We start from the raw sequence: 21,796 nt of genomic DNA, 5'->3' as shown, positions 1-21,796 counted from the left end.
GCCCGCTTCCGACCAGGAACGGACGTCGTCTCCGCGCGTTTTCACCGCAAGGAGACCATGACTGAGCCCTTGCGCGTATTGATCGAAGATTCGGTGCAGATCGCCTGGGACTTTCTCGAGCGCGCCGGCGAGCTTGACGATGGCGCAGTCGCGAGCCGCTTTCTGGTCGACGATATCGAACTGATGGTGCGACGGGGAGAGCGGCGGCGCCTTCTGCTGGCGAACAGGGCGATCGACGACTATCGGCGCTTCAAGCACAGGCGCGCGATGCTGGTCGGGCGAGAACTCGAACCTGCGACGTGACCGCGACGGAGTGTCCGAGTTAGGAACAGATTTAGCGCTTGCGCTTGCTTCCTCCAGGAGGTGTCGCATGAGCAAGGAAACGCCACTCGATGATCCCCGGCAGCAGACCGACTGGGGTTCGCACAAGCAGACCGACAAACCGTGGAAGGAGAAGCCGGAGAAGGAGCAGCGATCCGGCGATCCGAAACCTGACCTCGAAAAGTGGCGGGAGAGCAATACCAGCTGAAGGCGGTCGCAGCCACGAGCATACCGATGACCCGCTATCACTTCTGGATTGTTGACCACGATCGGGCGCTCGATGCCATCGGACGACCGGTGGGTGACCGCGACCAGGCGCTCGTGCACGCCAAGCGGCTTGCGATCGATCTCGCTGAGAGCGGGCAGGAATATCTCGGCAAAGGTTATGCGGTCGTGGTGCTTGATGATGCTGGCATCGAGATTCATCGCGAAAGTATCGATACCGCCGAAAAGAGCGGCTGACGCGAACGAGGTCGATCTGCTCGGTGAACCGCGGCCGGGCAGTTGGCCGATCTCTGGCAACCGGAATGGCGCAGCGAGTATTGCGCTGCGTCGGCCCGATGTTCCCGTGCTTGGAATGTCAATCGACGATTGTTTCGGAAAGAGGCCGGTTCAGCCGGGAAAACCCCTGGAGGCGACCTTCCAGCAGGGCGTCCATGCCACGGCGGTGCAATAAGAGCAGTCCGACTGCAAGCTGGCGAAGATCGTTGCGGCCGGCGCCGACGGGGAGCCGGCGTGCGCGGCGCAGCGCGTCGGCCGCCTGTCGCTCCAATGGAGATCGCTTACGTTCCATAAGCTCGGCCCCCGGCGGCCATCGATAATAACTACATCGAATAGTGATGATGTAGCCCATTTCAGCCGCCGCAACCGCCACATAGGTTAACTTCGGTGAGTTTTGTGTCGGACGGGAACGATGAATGACGATCGCAACCCGCTGCTCACACTGATCTCCTGCGTCATCTGCAGGAAGACAATGCGGCTCGAGCGGAGCGCGCCGGGCGAGGACGGCAAGGACGTCATTCAATATCGCTGCGAGCAATGCGGGCGCATCGAACGGGTCCGGCTCGTCCGGGGAAGCTGGCCGTCCACGAGTCAGGCGGGTTGATGGGGTCGCCAAGGCTTCAGATCAGGCCGCCGGCGTGACCAACTCGGTGCCCGGATAGGCGACCATCCAATCGTCCAGCAATTCATCGGAGCTGGAATCGTCGAGCACGAGCGGACGGCATGCCGCCAAATCCCTCCCGTGCGCGAGCTTGCTGCGTTTCAACGGTCTCCTGCGGGTGGTCATTGGCCATCGATGCTCCAGCAGCATTTCCCATGGCTGCCGCAACAACAGATCTGGGGGCGGGCAGGTTCCTGCGAGCCGCAAGAAATGGCGACCCGCGCCGCGGGGTCAGTCGTGCCCGGTCAGCTTGGACAGCTCACGGCTGAGCTCGTGAAGCTGGTAGGGCTTGCGGAGGACTGGAAAATCCATCCTGACGTGCTTGGCGGAATCGGAATAACCGGTCGTGAGCAGGACCGGCAGCGTCGGATTTCGTTCCCTGATCGCGCGCGCCAACTTCAATCCGTCCATCTTGCCGGGCATGATGATGTCGCTGAATACGAGGTCGACATCGTCAGCCTCGATCTCCTGCAGCGCCGTTTCAGCGTTAGGGACCCAGCGGACGGTGTAGCCGAGTTGCTCGAGCAGCCCGGCACTTGCGTCGGCCACAGCGGGATTGTCCTCGACCAGCAGGACGGTCGCGGAGGCTTGCTTGCTCAAACTCTCCTGTCCGTGCTGTTCGGCCGCGCTGCCCCGGGGCAGACGGAGGCGGACCATGGTGCCCTTGCCAAGCGCGCTTTCGATGTCGATCGTCCCGCCGGCCTGATGGACGAAGCCATGCACCTGGGAGAGGCCGAGGCCGGTTCCCTTGCCGAGGGGCTTGGTGGTGAAGAAGGGATCGAACACCTTGCTGAGCACATCCTGTGGAATGCCCGTGCCGGTATCCTCGACTGAAATCAGGACCTGATCCTTGTCCAAATCATTGCGCGCCGAGACGGTGATGGTGCCGCCTTCCGGCATCGCATCCCGAGCGTTGATGACAAGGTTGAGGAGAGCGGTTTCAAGCTCGGCGGGATCGAGGAAGACTGGCCAGACGTCGGGCTGGATATCGATCTGCAACGTCACCATGCTGCCGAGCGCACTCGCCAATACCTCACGCACGGACGAGATCTGGTGATCGACGTCGATGGTCCGCGGATTGACACTCTGTCGTCGGGCGAAGCTGAGGAGTTGGCTGGTGAGGGAAGCAGCACGTTGAGTAGCGGTCTCAATCGCACTCAGTGCGCGCCGGGCTCCCGGGCTCGTCACCTCCTTCTTGATCTTGTGCAGATTGCCCGAGACGATCATCAGGAGATTGTTGAAGTCGTGCGCGACACCGCCGGTCAGTTGGCCGAGCGCGTCCATCTTCTGGGATTCCGCAAGCTGGCGCTGGATCTGCTCCAGTTTGAGCTGCGCTTCGCGACGCTCGGTGATATCGCGGGTGATCTTGGCAAAGCCGATCAATCGGCCGGAGCGGTTGCGAATCGGGTCGATCACAACGCTCGCCCAGAAGAACGAGCCATCCTTGCGGAGGCGCCAACCTTCTTCCTCGTAGTGGCCGGTCTCCTCGGCGATCTTCAGCGCTCGAGCGGGCTTGCCCGCCGCCCGATCCGCCGGGGTATAAAAACGCGAGAAGTGCTGGCCAACGATTTCTTCGGATGAATAGCCCTTGATTCGCTCGCCACCGGCATTCCAGTTCGCGACGATGCCCTGCGGGCTCAACATGTAGAGCGCGTAATCCGTGACGGCCTTGACCAGAAGACGGAAATTGCGTTCGCTCTCGAAATAATCCCGTTCGAGCTGTTTGGTCTTCTTGGCCATTTGAAATCCTGCGCCGCCGACTGCAAACGCCAAGGCGCGACTTTCGTTCCCGCTTTGGCTTGGATCTAACAGGTTGCTGAGCAGTCGCAAAAAAGTTCCCGAGGACCGGGAACCTTCCGTCAGATCTCTCATTGGTATCGTTCGGCTGTCTCCGCGTGTTATCGCTCATTTTTTCTGTCTTGATTAGATCGCAACCTATCCGTCTTATGCATCCGATGGTCCGGAACTTCGAAAATCTAAAGCCGGCCAGCGTGCAGGGGGAATTTTATGAGCGATTTGGGTCCGGCTCCTCGTAGTCGTGGCGAACCCCGCCGTAACAAACAAAACGGCAAGATCGATCCCGCCCAGGACCTGTTGCAATCGCTCCAGGCGATGCGGGCCGGTAACTTCACCGCGCGCATGCGCGGCGACTATCTCGGGATCGACGGCAAGATAGCGGAGGCCTTCAACGAGATCGCCGCGGCGAACGAGCGCATGGCCCAGCAGCTCGAGCGCGTCGGCCAAGTCGTCGGCCGCGAGGGACAGACCCGCCAACGGGTGAATCTCGGCCTTTCAAGTGGCTCGTGGGCGGACATGGAAGGCTCGATCAACACGCTGATCGACGACCTTTTGTGGCCGACCCGGGAAGTGACGCGCGCGGTCGCGGCGGTCGCACAAGGCGACCTGCTGCAGACCGTTCAGCTTGACGTCGAGGGGCGGCCACTGCGCGGCGAATTCCTGCAGTCGGCGAACATCGTCAACACGATGATCAAGCAGCTCGGCGTGTTCACGTCGGAAGTGACGCGCGTGGCACGGGAAGTCGGCGTCGAGGGCCGGCTTGGAGGGCAGGCCCAGGTGCCGGAGGTGACCGGTGTCTGGAAAGATCTGACCGAGAGCGTCAACTCGATGGCCAACAACCTGACAGGTCAGGTCCGCAACATCGCGGAGGTGACGATCGCAGTCGCCAATGGCGACCTTTCGAAGAAGATCACGGTCGACGTCCGCGGCGAGATCTTGCAGTTGAAGGAAGCGATCAACACCATGGTCGACCAATTGCGCTCGTTCGCGTCCGAAGTGACGCGCGTCGCGCGCGAGGTGGGTACCGACGGCAAGCTTGGCGGCCAGGCGATCGTGCCCGGCGTGGCCGGCACGTGGAAGGACCTGACCGATTCCGTCAATGCGATGTGCGGCAATTTGACCGCGCAGGTGCGCAACATCGCCAACGTGACGACCGCGGTGGCGCGCGGCGACCTGTCGCGGAAAATCACCGTCGACGTGCGCGGCGAAATCCTGGAGCTGAAGGACACCATCAACACGATGGTCGATCAGCTCAACGCCTTCGCGGGCGAAGTGACGCGCGTCGCGCGCGAGGTCGGCACCGAAGGCAAGCTCGGTGGCCAAGCCCAGGTGCCCGGTGTCGGGGGCATCTGGAAGGACCTGACTGATAACGTGAACTTCATGGCGTCCAACCTGACCGCCCAGGTCCGCAACATCGCCGACGTCGCCACTGCGATCGCCGGGGGCGACCTTTCCAAGAAGATCACGGTGAATGTGTCAGGCGAGATCCTTCAATTGAAGGAGACGCTGAACACCATGGTGGACCAGCTCAACGCGTTCGCGTCCGAAGTCACGCGCGTGGCGCGTGAAGTGGGCACCGAAGGCAAGCTCGGCGGTCAGGCTAACGTGCTCGGCGTTGCCGGCACCTGGAAGGACCTGACTGATAACGTCAACTTCATGGCGTCCAACCTGACCGCCCAGGTCCGCAACATCGCGGAAGTGACGACGGCCGTGGCCAATGGCGACCTCTCGAAGAAGATCACGGTCGATGTGCGCGGCGAAATCCTGGAGCTGAAGGACACCATCAACACGATGGTCGACCAACTCAACGCCTTCGCGTCCGAAGTCACGCGCGTGGCGCGCGAGGTCGGTACCGAAGGCAAGCTCGGCGGACAGGCGCTGGTGCGCGGCGTTGCCGGCACCTGGAAGGACCTGACCGACAGCGTCAATTCGATGGCATCGAATCTGACGGGCCAGGTTCGCAACATCGCGGAAGTCGCAACTGCGGTGGCGAAGGGTGACCTGTCGAAGAAGATCACCGTGAACGTGTCAGGCGAAATCCTTCAATTGAAGGAGACACTGAACACCATGGTGGACCAGCTCAATGCGTTTGCGGGCGAAGTGACGCGCGTCGCACGCGAGGTCGGCACCGACGGCAAGCTGGGTGGCCAGGCGGAAGTGCCTGGCGTCGCCGGCACCTGGAAGGACCTGACCGATTCCGTGAATTCGATGGCGGGCAACCTCACGGCGCAGGTGCGCAACATCGCGGAGGTCGCGACCGCGATCGCCGGCGGCGACCTGTCGCGCAAGATCACGGTCGACGTGCGCGGCGAGATCCTGCAGCTCAAGGAAACGCTGAACACCATGGTCGACCAGCTCAACCGCTTTGCGGGTGAGGTGACGCGCGTCGCACGCGAGGTCGGCACCGAAGGGCGTCTCGGCGGCCAGGCCAATGTGCCCGGCGTGGCCGGCACCTGGAAGGACCTCACTGACAGCGTCAACTCGATGGCCGGCAATTTGACCGCCCAGGTTCGCAACATCGCGGAAGTCACCACCGCCGTGGCGCGCGGCGACCTGTCGCGCAAGATCACGGTCGACGTGAAGGGCGAAATCCTTGAGCTGAAGAACACCATCAACACGATGGTGGACCAGCTCAACGCCTTTGCCTCCGAGGTGACGCGCGTGGCGCGCGAGGTCGGCACCGAAGGCAAGCTCGGTGGCCAGGCAGAAGTGCCGGAGGTCGCCGGCACCTGGAAGGACCTGACCGACAACGTCAACTTCATGGCGTCGAACCTGACGGCCCAGGTCCGCAACATCGCGGAGGTCGCGACCGCGATCGCCGGCGGCGACCTGTCGAAGAAGATCACAGTGGACGTCCGCGGCGAGATTCTGCTCCTGAAGGAAACGCTGAACACGATGGTGGAGCAGCTCCGCTCCTTCGCGGCTGAAGTAACGCGCGTGGCGCGCGAGGTCGGCACCGAGGGCCGGCTGGGCGGCCAGGCCGTGGTGCCTGGCGTCGCCGGCACCTGGAAGGACCTCACCGACAACGTCAACCTGCTGGCGGCCAACCTCACCACGCAGGTGCGCAACATCGCGGAAGTCACGACTGCGGTGGCGCGCGGCGACCTCTCGCGCAAGATCACCGTCGACGTGAAGGGCGAAATCCTCGAGCTAAAGAACACCATCAACACCATGGTGGACCAGCTCAACGCGTTTGCGGGCGAAGTGACGCGCGTGGCGCGCGAAGTCGGCACCGAAGGCAAGCTCGGCGGCCAGGCTGAGGTGCGCGGCGTCGCCGGCACCTGGAAGGACCTGACCGATACCGTGAACGTGATGGCCGCCAACCTGACCGAGCAGGTACGCGGCATCGTCAAGGTCGTGACGGCGGTCGCCAATGGCGATCTGAAGCAGAACCTGACCGTGAAGTCGAAAGGCGAGGTGGCCGCGCTCGCCGACACCATCAACAACATGACCGAGACCCTGGCGACGTTCGCCGATCAGGTCACGACCGTGGCGCGCGAAGTGGGCGTCGAGGGCCGGCTCGGCGGGCAAGCCAACGTGCCCGGCGCCGCCGGCACGTGGAAGGATCTGACCGGCAACGTCAACCTGCTGGCCGCCAACCTGACCTCGCAGGTCCGCGCCATCGCGGAGGTCGCAACCGCGGTGACAAAAGGCGACCTGACCCGCACCATTCAGGTCGACGTCCGCGGCGAGGTGGCCGAGCTCAAGGACAACATCAACACCATGATCGGTAACCTCCGTTTGACGACGGACCGCAATACCGAACAGGACTGGCTGAAGACCAATCTCGCCAGGTTCACCAATATGCTGCAGGGGCAGCGCGATCTGTCGACCGTGGGACGGCTGCTGCTGACCGAATTGGCGCCCGTGATCAACGCGCATATGGGCGTGATCTACCAGGTCGAGAGCGCCGAGATCCCGCAACTGCGTCTGTTGTCCGCCTATGCCGACGACGGCGCCAAACCGCATCCATCAATCGTGCGCTTGGGCGAGGGACTGATCGGCCAATGCGCACTGGACAAGCGGCAACGGCTGCTTTCGGACATTCCTGATGACGTGGTCCCGGTGAATTCGGCGCTGATGCGCGTGCTGCCGAAGAACGTGGTGGTATTCCCGGTCCTGTTCGAGAACCAGGTCAAGGCTGTGATCGAGTTGTCTTCGCTCGCGTCGTTCACCGCCTCGCAGATTACCTTTGTAGAGCAGCTCACCGACAGCGTCGGCATCCTGCTCAACAGTATCGAGGCGACAATGCAGACCGAGGGCCTGCTGAAGCAGTCGCAACAACTCGCGGGCGAGCTTCAGGCCCAGCAGCGGGAATTGCAGCAGACCAACGAGCAACTCGAACTGAAGGCGCAACAGCTCGCCGAACGCAACGTTGAGGTCGAACGCAAGAACCAGGAAATCGAGCAGGCGCGCCGTGCGCTGGAAGAAAAGGCGAGCGAGCTTGCGCTGACCTCGAAATACAAGTCGGAATTCCTGGCCAACATGTCGCACGAGCTGCGCACGCCGTTGAACAGCATCCTGATCCTCGGCCAGCAGCTTTCGGATAATCCCGAAGGCAATCTTGCGCCCAAGCAGGTTGAATTCGCCCGCACCATCCACGGCGCCGGCACCGACCTGCTCAATCTGATCAGCGACATCCTCGACCTCTCGAAGATCGAGTCCGGTACCGTGACCGTGGACGCCGAGGAAATCCTGACATCGAGCCTGCTCGAAACCGTCGGCCGACCGTTCCGCCATGAGGCGGAAAACCGTCATCTGTCGTTCAGCATCGAGGTCGACGAGACGCTTTCCCGCAGCATGGTCACCGACTCCAAGCGCCTGCAGCAGGTGCTGAAGAACCTGTTGTCCAACGCCTTCAAGTTCACCGCCGAGGGCGGCGTCAAGCTGACCGTCTCGGCCGCGGTCGGCGGTTGGAGCGCCGAGCATCCAATTCTCAACACCGCACCCGCGGTCGTCGCCTTCGAGGTGAGCGATACCGGCATCGGTATCCCCCTGGACAAGCAGAAGCTGATCTTTGAAGCGTTCCAGCAGGCGGACGCCGGCACCAGCCGCAAATATGGCGGCACCGGTCTCGGCCTTGCGATCAGCCGCGAGCTCGCGAGCCTGCTCGGCGGCGAGATCCATCTGCGAAGTGCGCCCGGCAGGGGCAGTACCTTCACACTCTATCTGCCGCTGAAATATTCCGGCCCGAGCGTTGCGCTTCGCGTGCCCCCCGCGCTGCCCTTATCGCAGGGCGGTGCGCCGGCGCTGCAGGCGCCCGCAACGCAGGAGCGCGTGGCGGAGGTGCTGGACGACCGGCTCAATCTCGAGCCCGGAGACATGATCCTCCTGATCGTCGAAGACGACCCGCATTACGCGCGGGTCCTGGTCGATCTCGCACGGGACAAGGGTTTCAAGGTCCTGGTCGCGAACCGCGGCGCCGAGGCATTGGACCTCGCCAAGCAGTTCCAGCCGACCGCGGTTTCGCTCGATGTGTTCCTGCCCGACATGCTCGGCTGGACCGTGCTGAGCCAGCTCAAGCACAATCCGCTGACCCGGCACATACCGGTGCAGGTCATCACGCTCGACGAGGACCGGCAGCATGCGCTGGCGCGCGGCGCCTTCTCGTTCGTCAACAAGCCCACGACGACCGAGGGCGTCAGCGCGGCGCTCGCCCAGATCAAGGAATATGCAAGGCCGCGACGCAAGCGGCTTCTGATCGTGGAGGACAATCCGGCCGAACGGCTCAGCATCAAGGAACTATTGGATCATAAGGACGTCGAGATCGTCACCACCGGTACCGGAGCCGGGGCGCTCTCGACCTTGCGAAGCATCCCTTGCGACTGCGTCGTGCTTGATCTGCGGCTGCCCGATATGAGCGGCTTTGAGGTGCTCGACGAAATCCGCAAGGATGAAAGCCTGTCCAATGTTCCGATCGTGGTCTTCACCGGACGGGAACTCTCGGCCGAGGAGGATGCCGAGCTTCACACAATGGCGCGCAGCATTGTCGTAAAAGGCGTCGAATCCCCGGAACGCCTGCTCGACGAAACGTCACTGTTCTTGCACCGTGTCATCACGGAATTGCCGATTGAAAAGCAAAGGATGCTCGAGAAACTTAACAGTTCCGATGAGGATCTCATTGGCAAGACGGCGCTTCTCGTCGACGACGACGCGCGAAACATCTTCGCGCTTTCCAGCGTGCTCGAACGGCGTGGTATGAAGGTACTGACGGCTACGACGGGCCACGAGGCGATCGCGCTAGTCGAATCCAATCCCAAGATTGCCATCGTCCTGATGGACATCATGATGCCGCAGATGGACGGCTATCAGACCATCGGCGTGATCAGGCAGAATGCGGCGCTTGCCCGTCTCCCGATCATCGCACTGACCGCAAAGGCGATGAAGGGCGACCGAGAGAAATGCCTGGAAGCGGGCGCGTCGGATTATCTGGCCAAGCCGGTGAACACCGAGCAGTTGCTGCTCGCCATCCGCATGTGGCTACATCGCTGAAGCGGCATGAAGATGATGGACCATGAAAAGGTAAACATCCTTCTGGTCGACGATCAGCCGGCGAAGCTGCTGGCCTATGAAGTGATCCTGAAGGAGCTCGGCGAGAATCTGGTGGTGGCCGCGTCGGGGCGGGAAGCGCTCGAGTTTCTGCTCAAGAACGAAGTCGCGGTCATCCTGGTCGACGTCTGCATGCCCGAGCTCGATGGTTTCGAGCTCGCGGCCATGATCCGCGAACATCCGCGCTTTCAGAAGACCGCGATGATTTTCATCTCGGCGATCCAGGTCAGTGATTTCGACCGGCTGCGCGGCTATGAGATGGGCGCGGTCGACTACGTTCCGGTGCCGGTGGTGCCGGAAGTGCTGCGCGCCAAGATCCGTGTCTTCGCCGAGCTCTACCGCAAGACCCGGCAGTTGGAGCGGCTCAATTCCGAGCTTGAGGACCGCGTCCGCGCGCGCACCGCAGAGCTCGAGCAATCGACCGCGCGGTTGGTCGAAAGCGAACAGCGCCGCAGCATGGCGATTGCCGCCGGCAAGATGGGCTCCTGGGACTGGGACTGGGTCAACGGCGACTGGATGTGGGACGATGGCCAGTACAAGATCTTCGGCGTCGATGCCAAGAGCTTCGAGCTGACGTCCGCGAACATTCAAGCGCTGTTTCATCCCGAGGATTTCGATGGCTTGCGCGAGGCCTGGACCGAGTTCGCGAAGGGCGTGAAATCATATGAAGCCGAATTCCGCATCATCCGTCCCGACGGCGAGGTGCGCTGGTGCGTCGGCACGGCGGCTGCGACCACCGACAAGAAGGGCCGCGTGGTGCGGGTCAGCGGCGTCACCGTCGACATCACCGACCGCAAGCGTGCCGAAGAACGGCAGAGCCTGCTCACGCGAGAAGTCGATCATCGCGCCAAGAACGCTCTCGCGCTGGCGCAGTCGATCGTACGGCTGACGCGCGCGCAGAATGTCAACGCCTATGTGCAGGCGGTCGAGGGCCGGATCACGGCGCTGGCGCGGGTTCACACCGTGCTGTCGCTGTCGAGCTGGCAGGGCGCGGAAATCCGGCGACTGGTGGCCGAAGAAGTAGCGCCGTATTCGGAAGCCGGACAAATCCAGTACGAGGGTGCGGAGGTCCAGCTCGAGCCTGCCACGGCGCAAACGCTGGCGCTGGCGCTGCACGAGCTCGTCACCAACTCCGCGAAGTATGGCAGCCTTTCCTCGCTGTCAGGCCGGCTCGCCATCACCTGGGAAGTGCAGAGCGATAGGCTGATCCTGGCGTGGGTTGAAACAGGTGGACCGCGCGTGACCAAGCCGACCTCCAAGGGATTCGGCACAAGGAGCGTGATCGCCAGCATCGAGACCCAGCTTGGCGGCAATGCCGATTTCGATTGGCGCCCTGAAGGCCTGGTCTGTCGCCTAACGGTGCCGTTGCAGGGAAAGCCGCGCACGGAGGCTGCTTCATATCGAGATATGAATGCGCCAGGATCGGAGCCGGCGCTCAGTTCGCGCACTGCATAGCCGCGACGGATCAGGCATCGGAAGCCGCGATTAGGAACGTTCTCGTCACTGGCCGATTAGTTTCATCGACGTCTTAAGGATGGCTTGCGATGAAACTGACACGAATTGCGTTGGCTTTCGGATTCATGCTGTGCCCCGCGCTCGCACTGGCGCAAACGGGTGGCGCACCGAGCGGGCGCGGATCGACCACGGGAGACCCGGCCGCGAGCTCCGCCACGCCAGGCTCCGCACCGACAACCGGCAGTGCAACGAGGCCGAGCCGGAGCGGTAGCGGGACATCGACTTCAGGCGGGCGGGACAACAATGGCGACGCCGGCCGGGACAGAATGCCCGAGAGCAACATGACCGTTCGCCCGAACGATCCCGACAAGAAGTAATCGCGAAGACGTTTGCAACGGAGAGGAAGATGGGACTTGCGCAATACGCCATCGTGCCAATTCGCGACCAATGGGGAGTGCTGCATGACGGCGTTGTGAACGGTGAATATGCGACCAAAGAATCCGCGTTCGAATCTGCCGTCGCTGCTGCATCTTTGGCGATTCGGCAGGGCCATGAAGTGCATGTGAGCGTGCCGGCGCGGGAGCAGGGCGAAGCCGCCATGCAGTCCAAGCCTTAGCTGCGGAGGAGCGAGGGTTGCCAAGAGAGGCCCGTTGGGCTGTTTTTCGAGTGATCCGTTCCCGCCTAGCCGTTTATTTTGTTCGCGCGAAGTAACCTGAGTTAGCGACGATAGATTGTTGGAAGCGCGATTCTATACTCACTTGCGAAGCGGGAGACTTCCATGACGGCAAAGCGCAATCGAAGAAAGAACAGCGTGCCGTTCGACGAGCGGCTCCAGAGAGCGGCAGACGAGGCACGCGCGGCAGCCGAGCAGTTGCCGCAAGGTGAGGCGCGCGACGCATTGCTGAAGAAGGCAAGGCAAGCGGAAACCGCCGCTCATCTGAACGAGTGGCTGACATCACCCGGCCTGCAATCGCCGCGCTGAGATGACGATGGATCGCAAGGCTGCCTGTCTGGCGCAGGCCGATGCCTGCCGGGCGAGGGCGCAAGCCGATCCAGCAAATAGCGATTACTGGATCGAAGAATCGATCAAATGGCTCGAGCGAGCCATCGATCCAACGGGCGGCCTCTCGATGACTTTCGAGACGAAGGATGAGCAGCAGCTCACGTCAGATGGCGCCGTCGCCCCGATCGCATCTTTCGACGTCGGAGCCTCGTCAACCAGAACCGACGGGACCTAGTCGGATTCGACATAAGCCATTCGCGAACAAGCGATCGCACCCAAGGCGATAACGACGCCAGCGGCGATCAGGAAACCCGGCAAGTATAGGGACACGGTCGGCGAACCGGCGGTCTGCCGCACATGGTTGGGACTGTTCATCCCAGCAGATACCTCAGCATCCCCGTGAGCAGTGCCGCGCTGACGATCGCCAATGTCGCGCAAAGCAGGTCAAGGTTGAGGCGGACTTTGTCGTGTTGATGCTCGTGCATCGCTATAGCTGTGCATGTTGGGCGCTGGGACGAGAAATCTCGCTCAGCGCCACACCCGCGCTGTCACCGCCGTTGGCCTGCGCAATATCGCCGAGCGCAATGATACCGACCAAACGCTTTTCGCGATTGAGTACGGGCATGCGACGGACCTGAATCTCGCCCATAATTGCCGTCACCTCGTCGAGATCCTGATCTTCGAAGCAGTACTTCACCTCGGCAGTCATGACGTCCCGGATCCGCGCCTCCGGCCCGCGGCCCATGCCGACGCCGCGAATAGCGATATCGCGGTCGGACACCATGCCGACGAGGCGGTCGTTCTCGGTGACCGGCAGCAGTCCGACGCCGAGTGCGCCCATAGCCTCTGCCGCATCCTTCAAGCTGTCTTCAGGAGTACAGAGCTGAACGTCGGGGGTCATCGCATCGCAAACTCTCATGGCAGACCTCGCTGTCGTCGTTTAGCGCCTAACCGATGTTGCGGATCGGCGTTCCTTCGGGCCGCAGGATTTTCAAGGCGGGACCGAACGGCGGCTACGACCGGGAACCAAGTCGGGCTGTCGTGCGTAGTCTCGGGTGAGACGATGCCAGGCGGGAGCGAAAAATGCCGCTCTACCATTTCGATCTCGTCAACACCAAGACGGTTGCCGATCAAGGCGGCGCGGAACTCGCTGACGATATCGCCGCGATGGATTCGGCCGACAACATCGCACGGCGGCTGCTCGGCGAACACCCGGACCTGAAGAACAGGCACTACTCGATCCTTGTCACCAACGAAGACGGTGACGAGATTTGTCGATTGCCGCTAGACATCATCCACTAGGCAAGGCGCGTTGCGCCTATGACCGATCTTATCGCGAGATCAACGACAACTCGATGGTGCGTGCGCGCTTGTATTGCTGAAACGCGGAAATGGCGCGGTTTGACAGCACAAGCCTGTTGTGCTGGCCCTGGCTGATCATGAAGGCGACTTTCTCGATCAGGAAATGGTGTGCTTCCACCGGATCATCGATTTCGCCAGCCCGCCTGAGGTAGTCCCACGCGATCTGTACCGCGCTCTCCAGCAGCACGGGAAAGGACTCGTCCTTGAACCATGCCGACATGTCGGTTCCTCGAATTTACTGGGGAACCCGGTTTGCCGTGTTTGGTTCCTAAGTGTTCTCGCGATCTATTGAGCGTGGATGGCGAAACGCACGAACTTGCGTCCACGGCAGTAGGAACCGGTTCGGGCGGCGCCGGGTTGTGCCGAAAGGTCAATCCAAGGAGATACCGATGAAGAAGATCATTCTAGCGTCTGCATGCGTTCTGGCATTGTCTGCCGGCGGCGCGCTCGCGCAGCAGGCCCAGCCCGCGCCCGGTGCATCCAGCGAGGGCAATGTCGGGCCTGGCGCGACACCGCATACGAGTACGCACATGAATAAGAAGGGCATGACGACCGGCGCTGGCGGCGGCTCGAGCCGCGCGGCCCATCCTTCCAGCCATGGTGCCGGGACCAAGAGCGACAAGGGGACGCAATCGGGCGGCCGATATTAGACCGATGCGATCAAGAAAAATGCCGGCCATGAGCCGGCATTTTTCGTCAGCAAAGTTGCCTGATCAACCGGGTGCAACAGCTGATCGAGACGCTCGATCTGCTGGTTCCTACTTTCCCCCTTCAATCAATTGTCGCAGGGCAGCCGCGTCGGCGGGCGCGGCGCTCTTCTGGTCGTTGTCGAAATAGACGTAGACGTCGCAGCCCTGCTTCTTCCAGGAACGAATGCGCTTGGCCCACTCCGCCAGTGTCGCATCGCGATAATGGCCCTTATATCGGCCGCCGGGGCCGTGGCCTCTGACGTAGACGAAATCGGCGGTGCGCCTCCACGGTGCCGGCGCGTCGTGATGGTCCGAAATGCACAGCGAGATGTTCGCATCGGACAGTAGTCGCATGACCTTCGGGGCATACCAGCTTGGGTGCCGAAACTCGAAGCTGTAGCGGCGCTCCTTCGACAGCAGCTTGAGGAAGGAGGCGAGGCGATCCGGCTTAGCCTCAAACTGCGGCGGCAGTTGAAACAGGATGGGGCCGGCCTTGTTGCCCAGCAGCGACAGGCGGTCTTCGAGCAGCTCGAGGCTGTTCACCGAATTCTCCGACAGGCGTTTCCAATGCGTGATGAACTTGGACGCCTTCCAGGCGAAGACAAAATTCTTGTCCGTCTGCTCGCGCCATCCCTTCACCGCCTCGGGCGTCGGCGTGCGATAGAAGACGCCATTCAATTCGGTGGTCGGAAACTGGCTTGCGTAGTAGCGAAGCTGGTTCTTGAGCGGCAGGCCTTTAGGGAAGAACGGCCCGCGCCAGGAATCATAGTGCCAGCCCGATGTCCCGATCAAAATACGCGCCATAAACTCGCGATGCGTTGGAGCGAAATGAAGCACAGAGAACCGGCACTCTGTGTGAGGGTTCCAATTCCAATCGGTAATCCCGGTCGTTCGCCGGAACCATGGTCTGACCGCGCGGTTAGCCAAATCGATTGCAAATGATCTCCTTCGCTTGAGGTGCTGTCGTGGATGCCATGACCCGAGAGCATGGACCGTCCGCAGAAGAAACGCGGCCTCCGGAACGCGCTCCCGAACAGAAGCCGGAATTCAGGGATGTCGGCGAAACGCAAGACAGCCCGCCGACCGCGCCCGAGAAGCCATCGATGCGCGATCGGCTCCGCGAGCATTGGCTGTTGGCGATCGTGGGCGCCTGCGTTCTCCTGGCTGCGCTGATTGGCGGGGTCGTCTATTGGCTCGAGGTCCGTAACTACGAATCTACCGACGATGCCTTCATCGCCGCCCGCAGCTTCTCGGTTGCGCCGAAGGTCGGCGGTTACCTTGTCGATGTGCCCGTTACGGATAACCAGCACGTCGATGCCGGCGATCTGCTCGCCCGTATCGACGATCGCGACTACAGGATCGCGGTCGACCAGGCCGAGGGGCAGGTTGCAGGAGCGCGCGCCAACATCGCCAATCTCGAGGCTCAGATTACCAGCCAGCAAGCCCAGATCGATCAGGCGAGAGCACAACTCGCGCAAGCCGAAGCGCAACTGCAATTCGCGCAGCAGGAGGCCGCGCGCGCCGATGATCTGCTGCAGAAGGGCGCCGGTACGCTGCAGCGTCAGCAGCAGACCAAGTCCGATCTCGAAGCGCAGCAGGCCAACACCACGCGTGCGAGGACGGCGGTAACCGTGGCGGAGCTTGGGATCAAGCCGCTGCAGGCCCAACGCGAGAGCGCCAAGGCCTCGCTGCAACAGGCAGAGGCGCAGCGCGATCAGGCCAAGCTCAATCTCGAATACACCAACGTCACAGCGGCCCAGTCCGGGCGCGTCGTCAAGCTGAGCGGCGCCAAGGGTACGTACGCGATGGCCGGGCAGAGCATCATGATGTTCGTGCCCGACGAGGTCTGGATCGTCGCCAACTACAAGGAGACCCAGCTTCGCGACATGCGCCCAGGCCAGCCGGTCGAGTTCAGGATCGACGCCTATCCGGACCGCAAACTGACCGGACGCGTGGACTCGGTGCAGCCCGGCTCGGGGACGGCGTTCAGCCTGCTGCCGGCCGAGAACGCAACCGGCAACTACGTCAAGGTCGTGCAGCGCGTGCCGGTGAAGATCGTGGTCGATCATTGGCCCGCCGACGTGCCCGTCGGTCCCGGCATGTCGGTCGTGCCGTGGACGAAAGTACGATGACGGACGCGACGCAGGCCGGCGGCTGGTCGCCGGAGCGCTCCGCCGCCGGTGGACACAATCCCTATCTCATCGCCTTCGTCGTCTCGATCGCGACCTTCATGGAGGTGCTGGACACGACGATCGCCAACGTCGCACTGCGCCACATCGCGGGCGGACTGGCGGTCGGGATCGACGAGAGCACTTACGTCATCACCAGCTATCTCGTCGCCAACGCGATTGTGCTGTCGATTTCCGGCTGGCTCGCCACCGTGATCGGACGCAAGCGCTTCTACATGATGTGCGTGGCAACCTTCACCGTGGCCTCGCTGTTGTGTGGGTTTGCCTGGAGCCTGGAATCTCTGGTGCTGTTCCGTATCCTGCAAGGCCTTGGCGGAGGAGGCATGGCGACCTCCGAGCAGGCGATCCTGGCCGACTCCTTTCCGCCAGCCAAGCGCGGCCAGGCTTTTGCGATCTACGGCATCGCGGTCGTGGTGGCGCCGGTGATCGGGCCGACGCTCGGCGGCTGGATCACTGATACTTATTCGTGGCACTGGGTGTTCCTGATCAACGTACCGATGGGATTGCTTTCGCTGTTCCTTGTCGGGACGCTGGTGAACGAACCCTCGGGTGCGGAGGAGGAGCGAAGGGCATTGCTCCGCAAAGGACTTCGTGTCGACTATGTCGGCTTCGCTCTGGTTGCGATCGGGCTCGGCTCGCTCGAATTCGTGCTCGACGAAGGCCAGCGCAACGATTGGTTCGGATCCAACATGATCCTGGGCTTTGCGCTGATTTCCGGCTTCTGCCTGCTGGCGCTGATCCCCTGGGAACTGACGCGCGAGGAGCCGATCATCGAGCTTCGCCTGCTCGGCCAGCGGCAGTTCGCCGCCTGCTTCCTGGTGATGCTCGGTACCGGTGCAGTGTTGATTTCGACCACCCAGATCCTGCCGCAACTGCTGCAGGCCGAGCTCAACTACACCGCGACTCTCGCAGGCCTCGCCCTGTCGCCGGGCGGCATTTTCACGATGATGATGATGCCGATCGTCGGCAGGCTCGTGAGCAGCGTGCAGCCGAAATATCTGATCATGGTCGGCGCCCTCATCGTGACGCTCTCGATGTGGCATCTCACGGGGCTCACCCAGGATATCTCCTATGGCTATGCGGCGTGGTCGCGCATCTTTCTCGGCATCGGGCTGCCGTTCCTGTTCCTGCCGGTGACGACGGCCTCCTACGATGGCGTGCCGCCGGAGAAGACCAACCAGGCGTCGGCGCTGATCAATGTCGCGCGCAACATCGGCGGCTCGATGGGAGTCGCGCTGGCGCAGACCGTGCTGGCGCAACGCCAGCAATTCCATCAGAGCCGGCTGGTCGAGCACGCCGCGCCATCCGACATCGGTTACCAGCAGACCATCGATGCGATGACGCGCTACTTCCAGACGCAGGGCTCCAACGCTTCCGAGGCGGCTTCGCAGGCGATCGCATGGGTCGGCCAGACATTGCAGCGCCAGATCGACTTCCTCGCCTATATCGATGTGTTCTGGACGCTCGCCGTCATCGGCGCCCTGATGATCCCGCTCGCGCTGAGCATGCGCTCGATCGATCTCAACGCGTCGGCAAGAGGACATTGACGGCCAAATCGTCGCAACCACAGACGCGATTGTGAAATGAGCCAGCCAAGGTTCTGGGCTATGGATGCGTGTTCGCGAGATCATCGTCTCGCGTGAGGATATGAAATGCCCTGGAAGCCAGTTGCAGCGAGCGTCGCGATGGCGACCTTGCTTGAGTTGATGAATGCAGCTGCTGCAAGCGCACAGCCTGCTGTGCTGAAGGGACAGGAAGCCTATGGCGATTGGCGGCGCGACAAGCCCGGCACGTTGCGCCTGATCACGCCGCAGGATCTGCCCAAACCCGGCGCGACGCCATCGAGCGCGAACATGTCGCGGGTGGTGCCGCGAACGGCCTCCGCAATTCCCCAAGTGCCGCCAGGGTTCAAGGCCGAGCTGTTCGCCGACGGTTTGAACGGGCCGCGCATCATCAACACCGCGCCGAACGGCGACATCTTCGTGGCCGAGACGCGCGCCGGGCGTATCCGGGTGCTGCGCGCCGCCGACGGGGCGACGAAGCCTACAATCAACGAAGCCTACGCGAGCGGCCTCGATCGTCCGTTCGGCATCGCCTTCTTTCCGAATGGCGACAACCCGCAATGGCTCTATGTCGCCAACACTGGAAGCGTGGTCCGCTTTGCCTATCGCAATGGCGACCTCAAGGCTTCCGGCAAGCCGGAGACAGTCGTCGCCAAGCTGCCGCACGGCTGGGGTCACTCGACCCGGGACATTGTCTTTACGCCCGACAACAAGCGGATGCTGGTCTCGGTCGGCTCGGCAGGCAATTCGGGGGAGGGCATGGGTACCCCGCCGGGTGGCTTGGAAGCCTGGAAGCGCGAGCGCCCGCTCGGCGCCGCCTGGGGCAACGAGACCGACCGCGCGGCGGTGCTGGCCTTCGATCCTGACGGCAAGAACCAGCGCACCTTTGCCACCGGCATCCGGAATTGCGTCGGACTTGCAATCCAGCCGCAAACGGGCGTCCCCTGGTGCTCGACCAATGAGCGCGATGGCCTCGGCGACAACCTCGTGCCCGATTATGTGACCCGCGTCCGCGAGAACGCGTTCTACGGCTGGCCATGGTTCTACATCGGTGCCAACCAGGATCCGCGGCACGCTGGCGCGCGGCCTGACCTGAAGGACAAGGTCACGGTCCCGGACGTGCTGCTGCAGGCGCATTCCGCTTCGCTTGGCCTCACGTTCTATGATGGCCAGAATTTTCCCGCCGAGTATCGCGGCGACATATTCGCGGCCCTGCATGGCTCGTGGAACCGGTCGAAGCGCACGGGCTACAAGGTGAGCCGCATCCGGTTGAAGGACGGCGTGCCGACCGGCGAATACGAGGACTTCGCGACCGGCTTCGTCATCAACGATTCCGAAGTCTGGGGACGCCCGGTCGGCGTTGCCGTAGCGCGTGACGGTGCGCTGCTCATTACCGAGGACGCCAATGGCACGATCTGGCGGATCAGCCGTTAGCCTCTTAGCCTTGCCCGTCGCTGAGCCCGTATTCCTCGTAGATCGCCAGCGGATCGGCCTCGGGAAACAGACGGCACTTCGCTTGCGCCAGATGCAGGGTGACAGTTCCGCGATCGCAGCCGGCGGCAAGCAGCTTTCGGATGTCTTCCATATGCGGTCGCGGCTGGTGTTTGGGCGGAAGCTGCTCGAGGGCGACGAGCGCCGTCGCCAGCGCCTCGGTGATGACCCATTCGTCGTGGCCGGTGATTCCCTTTCTCGGCATCGCCACACCTCCCGCATTGGAGCAAGGTACATTCTAGCGTAAAGCCAGGGCGCGCCAGCGTAAAGCCACGGCGTACCGCCATTGTTGGATTGCATCCAGCAAGGCAGATGCCTACGACGTGCACACCATTTCCGGCACAGCATCATGCAGCAATTAAGGCTTCCGGCCGACGATCTCACCGGCGGGCACAACACGTTTGCTGAATTTGTGGGCGCGCTGGGCCCGCTGGACGCAAGCCGCGGATGATGTGTTTCGCTGCGCTCTACCCATCCTACGCTGTCGTTTCCGCGAAGGCGGGGACCCATAACCACAGGCTGTGGTTGTGGCGGAAGCAAGCGGTGGTAGCGGAGCATACAAAGGCCTGGGGTTATGGGTCCCGGCTACGCCAAGGGCTTCGCCGAGGCGGGCAAGCCCGGGACGACGTGGGGAGAGATCACGGTTCAATTTTCAAACAGCTTGAGGATGTGAGTCCACATTCTCGCGGCATTCGCTGCCCGAGCTTTGCATCACTTTCACCCTCTCATCGAACAGAGGGCGCAGGGAAAGCCGGGTGCCGGTTGCACCCATGGGTCCCGTGCAACAAAAAGCACGGGGGTAGGACCACAGGTTCAACCGAAGCATTCCGGCTTTCCCTGCGCGATGGTGTTACGGTTTCCTTCGCGCTCTCCCCGGTGACCGGGCTTTCTTGCCACCGTCGTCTAGTGCGAATGTGTTCGCACGAAACTTAGCGCCAGCGTCGGGGCGCCAGGACCACACGACTTCGCCGTCCGTGATACGTGTGCTCGTCAGTCACACCCATCGCGTCCACCGCATCTCACCGCAACGTTCGTGACGATCGCGAGCCGCCCCTCTCTCGGGTGAGACGCGCGGAGTTATAGTGGTGATTTGCCCGATGGCGAAAGCGGAATGTTTTTGGTGTGAGGGCTGGACGGGGCAAATCACGTTGGAATTGCTCGCGAATTTTTCGCCGTCATTCCGGGGCGCGGAGCGCGAGCCCGGAATCCATCGAGCCGCATGCGCAAGTGGTGAAATGGATTCCGGGCTCGCGACTTCGTCGCGCCCCGGAATGACGGAGAGTGAAGAGCACGTGGCCCCTCGTGTAGGAGAGCGCGGTTGCTCCGAACCGGTTATGGTTGATAGAGAGCCGGCCTATGGAGCGGCGGGCTTTTCTTAAGACATTTGGAATCGGCGCGGATCGGTTCGGACGATGATGTCGGCAGCGAGACCTTCAAAGGGGCGCTCAATCATTCGATCAGGCTCCTGCGGAAATCTTGCCCGACGGCGCGGATCTTTCTCATCACGCCCCGGTGGCTGCCAACCGAAGACGATCGCGACAGCGATGTGCATCCGAACAAGCTCGGATATTTTCTTCGCGCTTACATCGGCGCCATGCTGCGCGTGGCGGAAATAAACCGCGTCCCATGTCTTGATCTCTTCAATTCAGGAGGGGTCAGCAAAACCAACTATCGGGCTCTCACCCACGACGGGGTGCACCCGAACAATTGGGGCGTTCTGCTCCGGGCCGTCCAGATATCCTCATTCATTTCGACCAGCGTCTAGCGGTGGCGCAAGCGGGCGCTGCTCGGCCCAGGTGAGCAGCCCATCGAGCGCCGGACACAAGGATTGTCCCCAATCGGTCAGGCCGTATTCGACCTTCGGCGGCACCTGGTGATGGACGATGCGATGCACGATGCCGTCGTTTTCCATCTGGCGCAGTTGCTGAATCAGCATCTTCTGCGAGATCCCCGGGATCGCCCGCTCCAGGTCGGAGAAGCGCAGCAATTTGCCGCCAAACAGGTGGAAGAGGATCACGAGCTTCCACCGGCCATCCAGCATCCTGAACGCCTTCTCAACGCCCTCGGCGGCGCTCGCGGCTGTGTACTCAACCTTACCCAAAAGTCAGTACCTTACCTTTTCGTGCGTTCTTGCGGTTTGGCGAAGCTACAAACACCTTTCCGGCTACGCAATCGCGATCCGCGACCGTGTCGTTCCTGACGCGCAAAGGAAAGGA

The 21,796-nt window shown here is 62.3% G+C and carries 23 protein-coding genes; 15 read left to right on the top strand and 8 right to left on the bottom strand.

All coding sequences use genetic code 11. The features are described 5' to 3' along the window. Positions 1-57 precede the first annotated feature (57 nt). From ACZXDY_RS13400 to ACZXDY_RS13390, 3 genes are all read left to right on the top strand, one after another. Entirely contained in the window at positions 58-303 is a 246-nt protein-coding gene (locus tag ACZXDY_RS13400; protein WP_464345809.1) for a hypothetical protein, read from the top strand. 67 nt (positions 304-370) lie between these two features. After that, positions 371-529 carry a hypothetical protein gene (locus ACZXDY_RS13395; protein ID WP_165435335.1) on the top strand — a complete coding sequence of 53 codons (159 nt, stop codon included), beginning with the start codon at positions 371-373 and terminating at the stop codon, positions 527-529. Positions 530-555: 26 nt separating this feature from the next. Next, positions 556-783, top strand: coding sequence for a DUF6894 family protein (locus ACZXDY_RS13390; protein WP_035691254.1), 228 nt, complete (start codon positions 556-558; stop codon positions 781-783). 118 nt (positions 784-901) lie between these two features. Here the strand turns inward: ACZXDY_RS13390 and ACZXDY_RS13385 are convergent, their stop codons facing one another. Continuing rightward, positions 902-1,174 carry a hypothetical protein gene (locus tag ACZXDY_RS13385; RefSeq protein ID WP_464345808.1) on the bottom strand — a complete coding sequence of 91 codons (273 nt, stop codon included), beginning with the start codon at positions 1,172-1,174 and terminating at the stop codon, positions 902-904. A 60-nt stretch (positions 1,175-1,234) separates the two neighbouring features. Here ACZXDY_RS13385 and ACZXDY_RS13380 point away from each other — a divergent pair, with 60 nt between their 5' ends. Continuing rightward, positions 1,235-1,426, top strand: coding sequence for a hypothetical protein (locus ACZXDY_RS13380; RefSeq protein ID WP_051397000.1), 192 nt, complete (start codon positions 1,235-1,237; stop codon positions 1,424-1,426). Between the two features lie 21 nt (positions 1,427-1,447). On the opposite strand, the gene ACZXDY_RS13375 is transcribed toward ACZXDY_RS13380, so the two are convergent. Further along, positions 1,448-1,609: a hypothetical protein gene (locus ACZXDY_RS13375; RefSeq protein WP_464345807.1), complete on the bottom strand. Its 162-nt coding sequence runs from the start codon at positions 1,607-1,609 to the stop codon at positions 1,448-1,450. Positions 1,610-1,714: 105 nt separating this feature from the next. Continuing rightward, positions 1,715-3,223, bottom strand: a complete 1,509-nt coding sequence (locus tag ACZXDY_RS13370; RefSeq protein WP_464345806.1) for an ATP-binding protein — start codon at positions 3,221-3,223, stop codon at positions 1,715-1,717. Between the two features lie 267 nt (positions 3,224-3,490). Between ACZXDY_RS13370 and ACZXDY_RS13365 the strand changes: the two genes are divergently transcribed. The 5 genes from ACZXDY_RS13365 to ACZXDY_RS13345 all read left to right on the top strand — a co-directional run bounded on the left by ACZXDY_RS13365 (position 3,491) and on the right by ACZXDY_RS13345 (position 12,522). Then, positions 3,491-9,772: a HAMP domain-containing protein gene (locus tag ACZXDY_RS13365; RefSeq protein ID WP_464345805.1), complete on the top strand. Its 6,282-nt coding sequence runs from the start codon at positions 3,491-3,493 to the stop codon at positions 9,770-9,772. Between the two features lie 15 nt (positions 9,773-9,787). Then, on the top strand, positions 9,788-11,284 hold the full coding sequence (locus ACZXDY_RS13360; protein WP_464345854.1) for a sensor histidine kinase: 1,497 nt from the start codon (positions 9,788-9,790) through the stop codon (positions 11,282-11,284). A gap of 406 nt (positions 11,285-11,690) precedes the next feature. Next, positions 11,691-11,900 carry a hypothetical protein gene (locus tag ACZXDY_RS13355; RefSeq protein ID WP_028166427.1) on the top strand — a complete coding sequence of 70 codons (210 nt, stop codon included), beginning with the start codon at positions 11,691-11,693 and terminating at the stop codon, positions 11,898-11,900. 162 nt (positions 11,901-12,062) lie between these two features. Further along, positions 12,063-12,266 carry a hypothetical protein gene (locus ACZXDY_RS13350; RefSeq protein WP_028166426.1) on the top strand — a complete coding sequence of 68 codons (204 nt, stop codon included), beginning with the start codon at positions 12,063-12,065 and terminating at the stop codon, positions 12,264-12,266. A gap of 7 nt (positions 12,267-12,273) precedes the next feature. Then, entirely contained in the window at positions 12,274-12,522 is a 249-nt protein-coding gene (locus ACZXDY_RS13345; RefSeq protein ID WP_464345804.1) for a hypothetical protein, read from the top strand. 252 nt (positions 12,523-12,774) lie between these two features. Here ACZXDY_RS13345 and ACZXDY_RS13340 read toward each other — a convergent pair whose 3' ends face one another. Then, the gene (locus ACZXDY_RS13340) at positions 12,775-13,206 is read right to left on the bottom strand and encodes a CBS domain-containing protein (RefSeq protein WP_028166425.1); all 432 of its coding nucleotides are present in this window, start codon (positions 13,204-13,206) and stop codon (positions 12,775-12,777) included. 164 nt (positions 13,207-13,370) lie between these two features. Here ACZXDY_RS13340 and ACZXDY_RS13335 point away from each other — a divergent pair, with 164 nt between their 5' ends. Continuing rightward, positions 13,371-13,589, top strand: a complete 219-nt coding sequence (locus tag ACZXDY_RS13335; RefSeq protein ID WP_028166424.1) for a DUF6894 family protein — start codon at positions 13,371-13,373, stop codon at positions 13,587-13,589. Positions 13,590-13,617: 28 nt separating this feature from the next. Here ACZXDY_RS13335 and ACZXDY_RS13330 read toward each other — a convergent pair whose 3' ends face one another. After that, entirely contained in the window at positions 13,618-13,869 is a 252-nt protein-coding gene (locus ACZXDY_RS13330; RefSeq protein WP_035691250.1) for a hypothetical protein, read from the bottom strand. 169 nt (positions 13,870-14,038) lie between these two features. On the opposite strand from ACZXDY_RS13330, the gene ACZXDY_RS13325 reads away from it, so the two are divergent. After that, on the top strand, positions 14,039-14,299 hold the full coding sequence (locus ACZXDY_RS13325; RefSeq protein ID WP_028166422.1) for a hypothetical protein: 261 nt from the start codon (positions 14,039-14,041) through the stop codon (positions 14,297-14,299). A 108-nt stretch (positions 14,300-14,407) separates the two neighbouring features. On the opposite strand, the gene ACZXDY_RS13320 is transcribed toward ACZXDY_RS13325, so the two are convergent. After that, the gene (locus ACZXDY_RS13320; RefSeq protein ID WP_464345803.1) at positions 14,408-15,142 is read right to left on the bottom strand and encodes a DUF72 domain-containing protein; all 735 of its coding nucleotides are present in this window, start codon (positions 15,140-15,142) and stop codon (positions 14,408-14,410) included. Between the two features lie 161 nt (positions 15,143-15,303). On the opposite strand from ACZXDY_RS13320, the gene ACZXDY_RS13315 reads away from it, so the two are divergent. From ACZXDY_RS13315 to ACZXDY_RS13305, 3 genes are all read left to right on the top strand, one after another. Next, entirely contained in the window at positions 15,304-16,470 is a 1,167-nt protein-coding gene (locus ACZXDY_RS13315) for an HlyD family secretion protein (RefSeq protein WP_464345802.1), read from the top strand. Next, positions 16,467-18,074, top strand: a complete 1,608-nt coding sequence (locus ACZXDY_RS13310) for a DHA2 family efflux MFS transporter permease subunit (RefSeq protein WP_464345801.1) — start codon at positions 16,467-16,469, stop codon at positions 18,072-18,074. The genes ACZXDY_RS13315 and ACZXDY_RS13310 overlap by 4 nt, the downstream gene beginning before the upstream one ends. A gap of 138 nt (positions 18,075-18,212) precedes the next feature. Beyond that, a complete protein-coding gene (locus ACZXDY_RS13305; RefSeq protein ID WP_464345853.1) occupies positions 18,213-19,523 on the top strand; it encodes a PQQ-dependent sugar dehydrogenase in 1,311 nt (436 codons plus the stop codon). Between the two features lie 4 nt (positions 19,524-19,527). On the opposite strand, the gene ACZXDY_RS13300 is transcribed toward ACZXDY_RS13305, so the two are convergent. Then, positions 19,528-19,785: a hypothetical protein gene (locus ACZXDY_RS13300; protein WP_464345800.1), complete on the bottom strand. Its 258-nt coding sequence runs from the start codon at positions 19,783-19,785 to the stop codon at positions 19,528-19,530. A 1,179-nt stretch (positions 19,786-20,964) separates the two neighbouring features. On the opposite strand from ACZXDY_RS13300, the gene ACZXDY_RS13295 reads away from it, so the two are divergent. Next, a complete protein-coding gene (locus tag ACZXDY_RS13295; protein ID WP_464345799.1) occupies positions 20,965-21,345 on the top strand; it encodes an SGNH/GDSL hydrolase family protein in 381 nt (126 codons plus the stop codon). Here ACZXDY_RS13295 and ACZXDY_RS13290 read toward each other — a convergent pair. Continuing rightward, positions 21,322-21,621, bottom strand: a complete 300-nt coding sequence (locus tag ACZXDY_RS13290) for a winged helix-turn-helix transcriptional regulator (protein ID WP_464345852.1) — start codon at positions 21,619-21,621, stop codon at positions 21,322-21,324. The two genes, ACZXDY_RS13295 and ACZXDY_RS13290, sit on opposite strands and share 24 nt — an antisense overlap. Between the last annotated feature and the right edge of the window lie 175 nt (positions 21,622-21,796).

It is taken from the genome of Bradyrhizobium sp. LeoB3 (genome assembly GCF_055456055.1).
Note: the sequence above shows the minus strand (reverse complement) of the source record. Positions and strands in the feature narration are given on the sequence as shown.

Coding starts and splice junctions, on each gene's coding strand:
- ACZXDY_RS13310 (WP_464345801.1), top strand. CDS start 16,467: ATGACGGACGCGACGCAGGCCGGCGGCTGGTCGCCGGAGCGCTCCGCC.
- ACZXDY_RS13360 (WP_464345854.1), top strand. CDS start 9,788: ATGGACCATGAAAAGGTAAACATCCTTCTGGTCGACGATCAGCCGGCG.
- ACZXDY_RS13395 (WP_165435335.1), top strand. CDS start 371: ATGAGCAAGGAAACGCCACTCGATGATCCCCGGCAGCAGACCGACTGG.
- ACZXDY_RS13300 (WP_464345800.1), bottom strand. CDS start 19,785: ATGCCGAGAAAGGGAATCACCGGCCACGACGAATGGGTCATCACCGAG.
- ACZXDY_RS13330 (WP_035691250.1), bottom strand. CDS start 13,869: ATGTCGGCATGGTTCAAGGACGAGTCCTTTCCCGTGCTGCTGGAGAGC.
- ACZXDY_RS13340 (WP_028166425.1), bottom strand. CDS start 13,206: ATGAGAGTTTGCGATGCGATGACCCCCGACGTTCAGCTCTGTACTCCT.
- ACZXDY_RS13385 (WP_464345808.1), bottom strand. CDS start 1,174: ATGGGCTACATCATCACTATTCGATGTAGTTATTATCGATGGCCGCCG.
- ACZXDY_RS13370 (WP_464345806.1), bottom strand. CDS start 3,223: ATGGCCAAGAAGACCAAACAGCTCGAACGGGATTATTTCGAGAGCGAA.
- ACZXDY_RS13335 (WP_028166424.1), top strand. CDS start 13,371: ATGCCGCTCTACCATTTCGATCTCGTCAACACCAAGACGGTTGCCGAT.
- ACZXDY_RS13355 (WP_028166427.1), top strand. CDS start 11,691: ATGGGACTTGCGCAATACGCCATCGTGCCAATTCGCGACCAATGGGGA.
- ACZXDY_RS13365 (WP_464345805.1), top strand. CDS start 3,491: ATGAGCGATTTGGGTCCGGCTCCTCGTAGTCGTGGCGAACCCCGCCGT.
- ACZXDY_RS13390 (WP_035691254.1), top strand. CDS start 556: ATGACCCGCTATCACTTCTGGATTGTTGACCACGATCGGGCGCTCGAT.
- ACZXDY_RS13305 (WP_464345853.1), top strand. CDS start 18,213: ATGGCGACCTTGCTTGAGTTGATGAATGCAGCTGCTGCAAGCGCACAG.
- ACZXDY_RS13380 (WP_051397000.1), top strand. CDS start 1,235: ATGAATGACGATCGCAACCCGCTGCTCACACTGATCTCCTGCGTCATC.
- ACZXDY_RS13375 (WP_464345807.1), bottom strand. CDS start 1,609: ATGACCACCCGCAGGAGACCGTTGAAACGCAGCAAGCTCGCGCACGGG.
- ACZXDY_RS13345 (WP_464345804.1), top strand. CDS start 12,274: ATGGATCGCAAGGCTGCCTGTCTGGCGCAGGCCGATGCCTGCCGGGCG.
- ACZXDY_RS13400 (WP_464345809.1), top strand. CDS start 58: ATGACTGAGCCCTTGCGCGTATTGATCGAAGATTCGGTGCAGATCGCC.
- ACZXDY_RS13290 (WP_464345852.1), bottom strand. CDS start 21,621: ATGCTGGATGGCCGGTGGAAGCTCGTGATCCTCTTCCACCTGTTTGGC.
- ACZXDY_RS13320 (WP_464345803.1), bottom strand. CDS start 15,142: ATGGCGCGTATTTTGATCGGGACATCGGGCTGGCACTATGATTCCTGG.
- ACZXDY_RS13350 (WP_028166426.1), top strand. CDS start 12,063: ATGACGGCAAAGCGCAATCGAAGAAAGAACAGCGTGCCGTTCGACGAG.
- ACZXDY_RS13325 (WP_028166422.1), top strand. CDS start 14,039: ATGAAGAAGATCATTCTAGCGTCTGCATGCGTTCTGGCATTGTCTGCC.